Consider the following 12879-nt stretch of genomic DNA (forward strand, 5'->3'; position numbering starts at 1 on the left):
GGAACAATTTTAGCGATCAGCAGTGCCTATTTGCGAATGTTCAACACGCCCTAATTAAAAGTTACAGTTTACTGCCAATAATTACATTTTGATACTGTGCAGGGTTTTTAACTTTCACTATGATGTCTGTAATGGATAGCGAGATAGCATTTATGTATGCCTGTCTCATCCAATACCCCTTCAGTGAAGCTTGAGCAAGATACTTAGCATCACTGTTGTTATTTATAACCATTCATTTATCTTTGAGGATACTATTATGAAAAAAGTAATCATCGCATCTTTAGCTGCTATGTTTGTTCTAACTGGTTGCAACACGTTTAAAGGCCTTGGCAAAGACGTATCAAGCGCCGGAAATGCTGTAACTGGCGGCGCACAAGACGTACAAGATAAAATCTAAGGTTTGCTTTTTTAGATTTTTTGAGGGACTTACTATTTTGTAAGTCCTTTTTTTTGGTCACGAATTCTTTATCCTAAGTAGTTACTGCACATACACTTTATCAGATGCTATAAAAAAGCACGCAATATTTGATTGAGATAACGCTGACCTAACAATGTTGGTTGTAACTGAGTTTTACTATCTATCAGTAGCCCTTGCTTAATCAACTTGTCTACTTGTGTGGTAACGCTTTCAAGCTTAAGCCCTGTTCTCTGCTCAAACAACGCCCAAGCGACACCGCCATGTAAGCGCAGTACATTTAACATAAACTCGCTAACCAGCTCATCTGTATCGATTGCTTGCCAACCAACCATTTTTGGTACGTTTTGAGTGCTCTTGGATGTTTCTGTCTCTATATCTCCTACATAATCTTTTGGCAAACGTGATTTGCTAAAACGATAGATGCCAGATTCTGCTAATAAATCGTTTTCTGATTTATCACTTTCCTTTGACGGTGCGCTACCTCTGTCTGCGTGACAATCAATCGTCACTTTACCATGTGCACCAGCACCTATGGCTAGATAGTCGCCAAACTGCCAATAGTTGATATTGTGACGGCAAGGCTTATCTGACTCGCCCGCCCATGCAGACACCTCATAATTGCTGTATCCCAATTGCTGCAACAGCGTTTGCCCCGCTTGTTCGATATTTGCCAAGTTGTCTTCATCGGGTAAAATAGGCTGGCTACGATAAAACACCGTGTTGGGCTCAATCGTTAATTGATACCAAGAGATATGCGTTGCGCCAGCATCGTGCGCCATTTGAATATCATTGAGTGCTTCGTTCATGGTTTGCTGCGGCAGACCATGCATAAGATCGACATTGACTCGCGCAAACCCAGCAGCCTTAGCAGCGCGTATCGCTGATAACGCTTGTACAGGATCATGGATACGTCCAAGCACTTTGAGCTTATCAGCGTCAAAACTCTGCACACCGATAGACAATCGATTGATACCAACCTCTAGATACTGAGCAAATGGCGCATGCTCGAGTGTCCCTGGATTGGCCTCCATCGTAATCTCAATATCCTCTGCAAATTCAAAACATGACCGCAAACCAGAGAACAGTCGCTGATACTGAGCAATTGGCAATAGTGATGGTGTGCCACCGCCGATAAATATTGAGATGATTTTACGGCCTTGCGCCAATGGCCGCTGCATCGCTGCATCTAATAACAATGCATCGACATAGTCATCATACATAGACAACTGACTGTCTATAGGCAGCTCATGCGAATTAAAATCGCAGTAAGGACATTTTTTCACACACCACGGAATATGGATATAGAGCGATAACGGAATACTCCTTACATCTATAACGCTATTATCTGCCCTTTGTTCAGAGAGACTTAATGCACTCAGGGTGTTAGGTGAGCTATTGGCATTCATTTTGGACATAAATAAACTTATTTGTAATGAGCAATAATGGTCGGTATCAAAAGTACCGCTAGGATAACGGCTAGATGAGGTAAAGAAAAGCCTAACTGACGTAAAACTATTAACAAAGCCACGCACAAATTCCCTATTCACCATGGTAACTTGCAGGCAGTATATAAAGAGACTATTAACAGTACAGCATCCAAAGCGCAGCGCTGTATTCAGAATATAACCATTACATTTGCGGCGCGCTTGAAAGCTGGTTAATAAAAAACCACCCTGATAATATTAAATTTAAAAATGAAGCAAAGGATAAGACATATGGCTTATTGGCTAATGAAATCAAACCCAAAGTTTTTTGGTATTCACGATTTACAACGGCTCGGTACAGATAGCTGGGATGGTGTCCGTAACTACCGCGCTCGCAATTTTATGCGTGATGATATGAAAGTCGGTGATAAAGTGTTCTTTTATCATTCTAGCGCAAGACCCTCTGGTGTGGCTGGTATTATGACGGTCAGTCAAGCAGGTTACCCTGACCCCACTCAATTCCACCCCGAGCATCGTCACTATGATCCTATTGCAACCGAAGAAGAACCACGCTGGTATATGGTGGATCTCACTTTTGAGCAAGCTTTTACAGAGGTGTTGCCGTTATCAGCGCTGAAATTTTTGCCTGTGCTTGAGGACTCATTACTGCTGAGAAAGGGCTGCGAGCAATTAACGGTCATTCCATTAGAGCCCAAACACTGGCACGCGATTATGGACATGGCCGAGACACTCGAACTACTGCCAGAACACACCGATTAGCTCGACCTTCTATCTACTGATCATCAATACCAAGGTAAAAAAAACCTAAGATGAGTATTCACATAGTATCTCTAAATCGTTGACATCATAGTCTGGCTTCTTTACCATCTTATGTGTATATGACCTGTCAATCTACCACTTAGATTGACGGGTTATTTTTATTTTAGTGCCTTCACTTTTATTTTCTGACTCCGTCTGTATAAGCTTGCTCATATTATTTATCGGAGTATCATCATCGGCACGACTCTCCTCTTACCACATCGCTCTGAGAGCGATGACCGTATTTGCTTATTAATATGATTAATAACAATTACCGCAAAGAATAAAAAGTTGCTCACCATGGTTTTCCCATTATCTTTCAGAGATTTTAAAAGCTACAGCTTACGCTTAGGGGTACTCGCCCTCCCTATCTTGATTACTCAGTTTTGCCAAGCAGCGCTTGGGGTTGTCGATGCCATTATGGCAGGCCAAGTATCCGCGCTTGATTTGGCGGCCGTGGCAGTTGGATCTGGCATTTGGCTACCGCTGTTTTTGTTAGCAACAGGTGTATTGATTGCCACTACCCCTCTCATTGGTGAGGCTGTCGGTCAAGACCAGCATCATCAGGTTCCTCATATTACTCAGCAGTCCTTGTGGACAGCAGGCGCTCTTGGCCTTATTGGTTTTATTGTTGTCAATTTGGCACCCAATGTCCTTGGTATCATGGGTGTGCCTGAGAATATTCAGCCTATAGCAACACAATATTTGCATGGTGTGTCTTTTGGTTTCCCTGCATTAGCTGTCTATGCTGTGTTACGCAGTTATTGCGAAGCACTTGGTCGACCTGAGCCAGTCACTGTTATTAGCATCATCGGCCTACTTGCAGATATTCCTCTGAACTATATCTTTATTCATGGTCTATTTGGCATGCCCGAGATGGGCGGCGCAGGCTGCGGTGTGGCAACAGCACTGGTATTGTGGATAAATGTGTTGTTACTGGCGGCTTATACCAGCGTTACCAAGCGGCGGGAATTTACCAGCACTCGCTTTTTTTATGGATTTGCGAGTCCAAATCGCGCCCAAATCAAGAAACTCTTAAAACTAGGAATTCCTATTGGTATCTCTATCTTTTTTGAGGCCAGTTTATTTAGTTTGGGCGCTCTTGTTATCAGCCCGCTAGGAGAGCTTGCAACAGCCTCACACCAAGTAGCGTTATCAGTGACGTCACAGCTGTTTATGATACCAATATCTGTTGCCATGGCACTCACCATTATGGTCTCAAATCGTTATGGGCAAAAAAACCTCTTAGCCTTACGTCAAGTACAAGCAACTGGACTTGTCTGGACCGTATTGATCGCTTTGACTTGTATGCTTGGTATATGGCTATTTAGACCAGAGTTGGCAGCAGCATTTACTGACAATCCAGCGGTCAGAGCGGAGTCGATGCACTTGCTTATCTTTGCCCTCGCCTATCAGTTATTTGATGGCTGGCAGGTCAATATCGCGGGTATATTACGCGGTATGCAAGACACCACTATACCAATGTGGGTCACGCTTTTTTGTTATTGGTTGGTTGCCCTACCACTGGGCATCTATTTAGTGCGTTTCACTGATGTTGGCGCACAAGGGTTCTGGATGGCGCTTATTACAGGATTATTTTTATCTTCTATCCTATTGACCCTTCGTTTGCGCTATCAACAAAAGCGCTTAACACTACTATGGGGATAAAATCAATTGACTTGAGCTCACCTCTTATAACCATTGCTAGCGATATATGGTCACATAGACTATGATAAATCGTAGACGTTTTCTTGCTAAAAAGATGGCTTACGTCAAAATATGTAAAAAATCTCAGTTAACAACTGTACATTGATTGCTCATTGCCATGAATCTAGGTATCATTAGCAACTAATTAGACAATATTTAGTTACACTATTTTTCGAATTTAGTACAAGGTCAGATAAAAACTATGGATATTGAAAAAATACGCACCCTCATCGCCCTTATGGAAGAAAGTGAACTGGTTAATTTAGAAATCAGTTCAGACGACGAGCATATCAGCTTAACTCGTCACTATGATGCGCCTGCACCAGCCATGATGGCAGCGCCAACTGCTAGCGCAGCGCCTATTGCTGCTGAAGGAAAACCTGCGGAAAAAGCGGGTAGCGTCGAAAACTCGCCAATGGTTGGTGTTTTCTATTCAGCGCCAAGTCCTAACGACCCACCATTTGTAAAAGTTGGTCAAAAAGTTCAAGCGGGTGATACTCTAGGTATTATCGAAGCGATGAAAATAATGAACCCTCTTGAAGCGACTCAAAGTGGTATTGTTGACGAAATCTTGGTAGATAATTCTGAAGTCGTACAGTTCGGCCAACCTGTCATACGCTATAAAGCGTAACGATATTTGCCATACTTAATTTCATTATGGCTGGTTTTTGATATACGTATCGCATCAAAGTCAAATAACAGGATGCTAGATATCAAAACTCAGTCAATAACTGATGCTTCGACAAGGATGAACCCATGATAAAAAAATTGCTCATTGCCAATAGAGGTGAGATTGCCCTGCGTATCGTTCGAGCTTGCAAAGCGCTAGGTATCGAAACGGTAGGCGTCTACTCTACTGCTGATGCCAACTTGATGCACCTGCGCTTTGTTGATGAGGCAATTTGTATTGGTAAGCCTAATGCCAATCAAAGTTATCTTGATATCAATACCATCTTAACGGCGGCTGAAATTACCGGCGCGGATGCTATTCATCCGGGTTATGGTTTTTTGTCTGAAAATGCTGAGTTTGCTGAGCGCGTAGAAGAAGCAGGATTAACCTTCGTTGGTCCTAACGCTGACCATATTCGCTTGATGGGCAATAAAGTTTCTGCGATCAACGCCATGAAAAAAGCGGGCGTACCAACTGTACCTGGTTCTGTGGGTGCCGTTACGCTGCACAATGCTGAAGAACAAGCGCGCAATATCGGTTTTCCGCTATTGATTAAAGCGGCTTCTGGCGGCGGTGGACGCGGTATGCGCGTCGTTGAGCGCTTTGACGAGCTGGTCGGTCAAGTCCAAGCGGCGAAGCAAGAAGCTGAGCTTTGGTTCGGTGATGATACTGTCTATATGGAGCGCTATCTTCAAAACCCGCGCCACGTAGAAGTACAGGTACTGGGTGATGGCAATGGTAATGCTATCCATCTGTATGACCGCGATTGCTCACTGCAGCGTCGCCACCAAAAAGTACTAGAAGAAGCGCCTGCGCCAGATATTCCAGATGATGTCCGTGAACCTATCTTAAAAGCATGCGTGAAAGCCTGTGAGCTTGTGAAATACCGCGGCGCTGGTACGTTTGAGTTTTTGTTTGAAAATAATGAATTTTTCTTTATTGAGATGAATACGCGCGTACAGGTCGAACATCCAGTAACCGAGATGATTACTGGTATAGATGTCGTGGTTGAGCAACTAAAAATTGCAGCCGGCTATGGTTTATCTTATCGTCAAAGTGAGATTGAAATCCAAGGCCACGCGATTGAGTGCCGTATCAATGCTGAAGATCCAGCAACTTTTGTTCCTTGCCCTGGTACTGTCAATCAACTATTTGCGCCAAGTGGCGCAGGTGTTCGATTCGATTCACATCTATACCCTGGCTATGAGATACCGACTTACTATGATTCACTCATTGGTAAGCTTATCTGCCATGGTCAGACTCGCCAGCAAGCCGTTGCTAAGACCATACACGCACTTGATGAGTTGATCATTGAAGGTATCAAAACCAATATACCGCTACATCGTGATGTGATTTTGGCAGATGATAATTTTGCCAAGGAAGCGCAAAACATTCATTATCTCGAAAGAGAGCTTCTAAGCACAGACAAAGCCGAGAAAGAGGCATAGATCAAAACAGCGCTAAGCTGTAGTTTGCTTACTCGTACTGACTGGGACAGTAGTCATTTCCCATAAAAATCAATTTCCACAAAAAAAGCCGCTATCAATATAGCGGCTTTTTTATAATCGATACTTGGGAGATGGTACTGACAATGTGCTATGCCGTTACTCCTAAAGTACTACTGTCTATCAAGGCAATACTCTATTAAAAGTCATAAAGCACTCTGTACCATCAGGATCAGCACACCACTGCATCTGATTGCCGTCATGGTATAAAAACGCAATCAATGCTTCATCAGTTTGATCAATCTGATTGCCTGAGCAGTCTACTTCGTTATTATCATAGATCGTCTTGATAGCGATGACGGGCAGGCCTTCTTCACGATGTGTGACTAGATAGCGACCGTATGTCCACTCTTTACCACTGACCGCCCACATCTCATTGTCCGCACCAAAATTATATAGCTCACGGCACTGATTCGACTTGTTGACTGACGCCATTAAATTTTTACTGGTAGTCGGCTTAATGTTTAGTATGCGCGCTTCACTTTGAGTGATTATGCCACCGTCCATATCAGCTACCATCTTAGGCTCTGAACTGTTTTTTTGCAGACTATTCGATGATGCCGCTTGCTGAGCTTTCGCGTCTTTGGTCATGGTGATAGAACTGTTTAAATCTATCTCCCACTGTCCTGCAATGTCTGGACTAATATGCGTAGTGATTGTCGGCTCAGTAACTGTCTCACCATTCACTGGCAATGAAGCCAGAATAGATGCCAATGTAAATGAAGCAAATGATATAGGTTCCATGATTAACCTTTTATTTATAATATTTTATATACATTAGCGTAAGTCGTAGACACCAAAAACACAAGTAACATTATGCTATTGGGCAAAATACCTTAATCCAAACGATAACCAAAACCTTAGTCAGTAGTGACGTTGAAGTAAGATAATGCCCGATAATCTAGTCGCTTTCTACTCATAAAAAAATGACACCGTAGCTTTGCTTGTTGAGTACAAGGAGCTACGGTGTTATATATTTATGAAATCAAGACCAGTAAAGTATTACGATATAGTTATCTAATACTAAGCAGCTGCTACACTCAATGCTTGAGCAAAGGCTGATAACGCCCCTTTTAGCATGGCTGAGACCGTGCTACTACATGTACCGATGCCAGAGTACACTTCGCCATCTACATTCAGCTGAATATAAGCGGCGGCATTTGCATTCGTTTTATTATCATTATTGGTATCATCATCGATACCGTTACCACTATTATGATGCGGGTTAATGGCATGCTCTGCATAGTTAATAATATGCAATGATTTACCCGTATGCTGTGCAAGACCGTCGATAAACGATGATAATGGACCATTACCCGTACCATCGATATCGATAGTGTCGTTATTCATCTGGACTTGGCCGCTGAAATACACCTCACCGCCTTTGTTACTGACACTATAATCTAGTAACTCAAACTTACCTTGCTGCAAGTAGGTATTTTCAAAGGTTTGTAAAATTTCATCATTTTGTAATTCACGGGCAACCGCTTCCGCTTGCTTTTGTACCACACGGCTAAAGTCAATCTGCATCCAACGTGGTAGGTTAAAGCCATAATTACGCTGCAAGATATACGCAACACCACCTTTGCCCGACTGGCTATTGATACGTACTACATCTTGATAGCTACGACCAATGTGCGCAGGATCAATTGGCAAATATGCTACATCCCACACGTTGTCAGTCTCAGTTTGGTTGTTTTCATTGTAATCGAGTGACTTCTTAATGGCATCTTGATGTGAGCCGCTAAAGGCGGTAAAGACCAATTCACCCACATAAGGATGGCGCGGGTGTAGCGGTAAATTATTGCACTCGCTCACAACCTGTACGATTTCACTCATGTTGCTAAAATCAAGCTCGGGATCGATACCTTGGCTAAACAAGTTCATGGCCATGACCATAATGTCCATGTTACCTGTACGCTCGCCATTACCAAGCAACGTGCCCTCGATACGATCTGCACCTGCCAAAACACCCAATTCGGCCGCGGCGACTGCACAGCCACGGTCATTATGAGTATGAAGACTAATAATGACATGCTCACGCTGAGGAAGATTGCGGCAGAAATACTCTACTTGATCCGCAAAGACATTCGGCATAGAGGCTTCAACAGTCGCTGGCAAGTTAAAAATCACCTCTTGGCCTTGTTGTGGTTGCCACACATCACAAACCGCATCACAAACCTCTACTGCGTACTCAGTCTCTGTTTGACTAAAGCTCTCAGGCGAGTACTGGAACACCCAATCTGTCTCAGGGTATTTGGCCGCATACTCTTTCAATAGTTTGGCGCCAGTGATAGCAATTTCTTTAATTTCGTCTTTGTTTTTGGCATAGACTTTTTCGCGTTGCACACGGCTGGTTGAGTTGTAGACATGGACGACGGCGCGTTTGACGCCTTTTAGCGATTCAAAAGTACGGGCGATCAAATGCTCGCGCGCCTGTACCAATACTTGTAGCGTCACATCATCCGGTACGTGGTTTTCTTCGATAAGTTTACGGGTAAAGTCAAATTCAACCTGCGCCGCTGACGGGAAACCAATCTCAATCTCTTTAAAGCCAACCTCTACTAAGGTCTTAAAAAAGCGCATTTTTTGTTCAATCGTCATTGGATCAATCAGTGCTTGGTTACCATCACGCAGATCCACACTTGCCCATATTGGCGACTTCTCAATTGTTTTGCTCGGCCACGTACGATCTGGCAGCGATGGCGCAAAGGCAAATGGACGGTATTTACGAAAGTCAAAAGCGGCTTTTTTTGGTGTGATCTTTGCAGTCCCAGTGGCTGCAGTATGCGTGGCTTGGTCAGACATAATCAATCCTTAGATGATATGGTTATTTGTATGTTTAGCTAGATGATTAGCTGTTGTTTAGAATTGTATTTATCATACGAGCTAACGAGTAGTTACACCATAATAATAGCAAAGTTTAGCAAATAGAAACCTCCTATTTTTTACTTTATTTTCTATGATTTTAGTGAAAAAACCCAATTTAGTAGTTACAATCAACTAAATTCACTATTGAGGCGCTAAAAATGCCAGAAAGTCATTTTGGAAGTACGGGCACAATAGATATAGATGACATCGATAAGCAATTATTGCGCTTGTTACAGACGCAGGCACGTATGAGTATCACGGAGCTTGCTGAGCGTGTCAATCTCTCTGCCACCCCTTGTGCCCGCCGTATTAAACGCTTAGAAGACGCTAATATCATTACAGGCTACCATACCAAAACCGATGCGCAAAAACTGGGCTATCCGCTCGCCGTGTTTATCGCCGTCAGTATGGATCGTCATACCGCCGAGCGTTTCAAACACTTTGAGCGTAGCGTTCAGAGTTTTGAGGAAGTCGTGAGCTGTAGTATTGTCACAGGACGTACAGAGGACTATCTGATTAAAGTCAGAGTGCGTGATATGGCGCATTATGAGGAGTTTTTATTGCATCGCCTCAATCGTATTGAAGGCGTTGCCCAAGTCCACACCAGTTTTGAGCTGCGAGAGGTATTCAGCCGTAGCGTCGTATAGAGCGCTAATGGCGTTAAAAATGCTAAGCGAGCGTTGGTGACTGTCTACGAAACATTATTATCAAAATCAGTCCAATCATCAATCCGATAGCGGCGACCAGTAACCCTGCATTGAAATTGCCATCCTCTCCTGCCAATGCTACCGTCACCAAAGGTCCCAAGAACTGCCCTAGCGCATAGGCGAGCGTTGCCAATGCAATCAGTAAATTTGAATAAGCAGGATTGATGTTTTTAAACAACGTGAGGGTCATCGCCACCATACCGACGAAGGTCAACCCTAGAATAATAGCATTGCCGTATAATCCAAGCGCACCATCAAACCATATAGGCAAACACATGCCAAACGCTTGTAATACCGTGAGGCCCATCAGGGTTTTTACCTCACCGATACGTTTGGCAAGCGCGCCCCATAACGGGTTTGATAGCATCGCAAAAACACCAACCACCAACCAAATCATCAATCCAGCATAGGTCTGTGTCGTTAAGCGCTGCGCTGCCATAACAGGCAGGAAAGTTGCTGAGCTGATATAGCCAAATCCTGCCAATATATAACTCATAAAAAGTAAAGCAAGCGCTTTATGGTGTCCAGAAATCGCTTCATATAAAGAGCGTTTGAAGTTCAAATAGCTCTGATACACTGAGACGTGCTGTTTCGAATCGGTCAACTGTGACTCCAAACTATTTACTGGTTTGGGTTTTATTGCGTAGAGGAGCCATATCAGCGGTAAACTGGTGCAGCCTGCGACCAGCCAAATCACATCAAAATGATAGCCCAATGTTAGAAGCCACCACGTCACAATGGCAGAAGCACTAATACCAACGCCAATGCCTGCATAATGTACGGCCGAGAGTATAGAACGGCGCTCGGGGCTCAGGTTTTGAATCACAAACGATGAGCTCAATATCATCGCTACCCCGCTTGCAACGCCTGCGATTAGGCGAATGATATACCATAACGTGAGCGACATATTTGGTATAACGAGTAGCATTGTTGTGACAACACTGATTATTGCCCAAAGCGTCATCGCCTGCCATGTCGCACGCTGAGGCACAAACATAGCAATGAGGGCACCGATAAAATAACCGATATAGTTGATTGATGCTAGCCAGCCAGCAATCGTCGTTGATAGTGACAATTGCACCATAATATCAGGTAGAGTGGCGGTAAAGAGAAAGCGTCCATAGCCCATGACAACTGCCATGCAGTACATACCGATACAGGCAATGGCCGCTTCATTGGTGATGGTAGGAGCGACACGGCTTTTAATAGCAGTCATCATGACAGCGCCATTTTTGTGGCAATTAGCACACAATCCTTTGTGTTAGACGATTAAAAACAGTGGTAAATGAGAGCAAAGATAAAACAGGTATTGGTACTATTGGGACATCATAAAATAAAAACAAACCCTACAATACATCTAACGTGGTTGTCCCTATCGTATCCTGTCCTAGCATTTGTACACGCTGATCGCTAAACATATCCATATCAGGCGCTAGCGTACGCATAAACCGATCAAAATATAACATCTGCTTGGTCAGTAAGGCAAAATCACGCGGGAAATGAATACCATGACGTTTGCCAACTTCGACAATCTCAAGCATCATTTTATTGAGCTCGTCAGCTTGCTCTTTACTATTAAACGGTACGCCGCTAGTAAAGGTCTTATCTTCTGCCATGATCGTTATCATCATGCGCTCTAGATCGTTACCTAAGGCAACCACATCAACTTTATTACCGCCATGGGTCATTTCCATATCAATCATATGACGTGCCATCGCTTGATAGTCACTGTCTTGCATCGCTTGCATCATACCCATGCACGCGCGCCAGCTCTCGGCTTTGAGTTTACCGACAATACCAAAGTCTAAGAAACCAATACGACCATCGGTTAATAGCATCAAGTTACCCGCATGCAGGTCAGCATGGAAGCTATTGCACAGCATGAGGCTGGCAAACCAGGTGTTTAACGTATCTGCCATGATTTGCGCAGGATCGCTGCAATACTGACGCATGAGCGACTCATCAACCATAGAAACCCCATATAGGCGGCTCATCGTCAATACACGCTTGGTGGTCAGATCGTCATACACGGTTGGCGCAACCACGCGAGTATTACCTGAGACGGCTAAGAACTGCTGAAAATCGCGGATATTTTGTGCTTCAGCAATAAAGTCCGTCTCGGCAAGCATACGCAGGCGAATCTCATCGATAATCGGCGCGATACTTGCGAATCTCATCGATGGCATCACTATTTCAAGCAGCTTAGTCACGCCATGCAATACGCCCAAGTCGGTCTGCATGATGGTTTCGACACCCGGTTTTTGTACCTTTAGCACCACTTCATCACCATTATGCAAACGGGCTGCATGGACTTGAGCGATAGAGGCGGATGCTAGCGGCTCTGAATCGATATAAGCAAATTTATCATCAATCGTCATACCCTCAGTCGCCAGTTCTTCTTTTAGCACCTGCTCGATATAAGCATAAGACAATGGTGTGGTTTGATCCAAACAGCTCTGAAAAGCGGTGACATAATCACGTGGAAACAAGGATGGTGTACTGGCGATAAACTGACCGATTTTGATATAAGTCGTGCCTAACTGCTCAAAGGTTTCTTTGAGTAGCATTGCATCAGGTTTCTCCCCTTTTGCGACCCTCAACGCAGACAGACCTGCGACACTCGCGGTTTGGCGAACACGGTTGACGACATTAAAGGTATGCTTTAACAAATGCGGACGATGAATTTTCATAAAAAACAACTATGGTAATAGAAAGGATTTGAAAATAGATAATTTCGAAAATAGACTAAAAATATATC

General features: G+C 43.7%; 11 protein-coding genes. 6 read left to right on the forward strand and 5 right to left on the reverse strand.

Annotation, left to right across the window (positions count from 1 at the left end; all coding sequences use genetic code 11):
* The first annotated feature begins 256 nt into the window (after positions 1–256).
* Entirely contained in the window at positions 257–397 is a 141-nt protein-coding gene (locus L0G63_RS08070) for an entericidin A/B family lipoprotein (RefSeq protein ID WP_301450183.1), read from the forward strand.
* Between the two features lie 107 nt (positions 398–504).
* On the opposite strand, the gene hemW is transcribed toward L0G63_RS08070, so the two are convergent.
* On the reverse strand, positions 505–1833 hold the full coding sequence (hemW, locus tag L0G63_RS08075) for a radical SAM family heme chaperone HemW (RefSeq protein WP_301450184.1): 1329 nt from the start codon (positions 1831–1833) through the stop codon (positions 505–507).
* 300 nt (positions 1834–2133) lie between these two features.
* Between hemW and L0G63_RS08080 the strand changes: the two genes are divergently transcribed.
* The 4 genes from L0G63_RS08080 to accC all read left to right on the forward strand — a co-directional run bounded on the left by L0G63_RS08080 (position 2134) and on the right by accC (position 6486).
* Positions 2134–2622, forward strand: coding sequence for an EVE domain-containing protein (locus L0G63_RS08080; protein WP_301450185.1), 489 nt, complete (start codon positions 2134–2136; stop codon positions 2620–2622).
* A 339-nt stretch (positions 2623–2961) separates the two neighbouring features.
* Positions 2962–4329 carry an MATE family efflux transporter gene (locus L0G63_RS08085; RefSeq protein ID WP_301450200.1) on the forward strand — a complete coding sequence of 456 codons (1368 nt, stop codon included), beginning with the start codon at positions 2962–2964 and terminating at the stop codon, positions 4327–4329.
* Between the two features lie 241 nt (positions 4330–4570).
* Positions 4571–4999, forward strand: a complete 429-nt coding sequence (gene accB, locus L0G63_RS08090) for an acetyl-CoA carboxylase biotin carboxyl carrier protein (protein ID WP_075106157.1) — start codon at positions 4571–4573, stop codon at positions 4997–4999.
* 125 nt (positions 5000–5124) lie between these two features.
* A complete protein-coding gene (gene accC, locus L0G63_RS08095) occupies positions 5125–6486 on the forward strand; it encodes an acetyl-CoA carboxylase biotin carboxylase subunit (RefSeq protein ID WP_301450186.1) in 1362 nt (453 codons plus the stop codon).
* A 180-nt stretch (positions 6487–6666) separates the two neighbouring features.
* Here the strand turns inward: accC and L0G63_RS08100 are convergent, their stop codons facing one another.
* A complete protein-coding gene (locus tag L0G63_RS08100) occupies positions 6667–7287 on the reverse strand; it encodes a hypothetical protein (protein WP_301450187.1) in 621 nt (206 codons plus the stop codon).
* Positions 7288–7566: 279 nt separating this feature from the next.
* Entirely contained in the window at positions 7567–9351 is a 1785-nt protein-coding gene (gene leuA, locus L0G63_RS08105; RefSeq protein ID WP_301450188.1) for a 2-isopropylmalate synthase, read from the reverse strand.
* A 221-nt stretch (positions 9352–9572) separates the two neighbouring features.
* Between leuA and L0G63_RS08110 the strand changes: the two genes are divergently transcribed.
* Positions 9573–10061 carry an Lrp/AsnC family transcriptional regulator gene (locus L0G63_RS08110; protein WP_301450189.1) on the forward strand — a complete coding sequence of 163 codons (489 nt, stop codon included), beginning with the start codon at positions 9573–9575 and terminating at the stop codon, positions 10059–10061.
* A 22-nt stretch (positions 10062–10083) separates the two neighbouring features.
* Here the strand turns inward: L0G63_RS08110 and L0G63_RS08115 are convergent, their stop codons facing one another.
* Both L0G63_RS08115 and L0G63_RS08120 read right to left on the reverse strand, forming a co-directional pair.
* On the reverse strand, positions 10084–11340 hold the full coding sequence (locus tag L0G63_RS08115; RefSeq protein WP_301450190.1) for a YbfB/YjiJ family MFS transporter: 1257 nt from the start codon (positions 11338–11340) through the stop codon (positions 10084–10086).
* Positions 11341–11467: 127 nt separating this feature from the next.
* Positions 11468–12811, reverse strand: coding sequence for an AarF/ABC1/UbiB kinase family protein (locus L0G63_RS08120; RefSeq protein WP_301450191.1), 1344 nt, complete (start codon positions 12809–12811; stop codon positions 11468–11470).
* Positions 12812–12879: the final 68 nt, after the last annotated feature.

The sequence above is a fragment of the Psychrobacter sp. genome (assembly GCF_030454045.1).
GTDB lineage: Bacteria > Pseudomonadota > Gammaproteobacteria > Pseudomonadales > Moraxellaceae > Psychrobacter.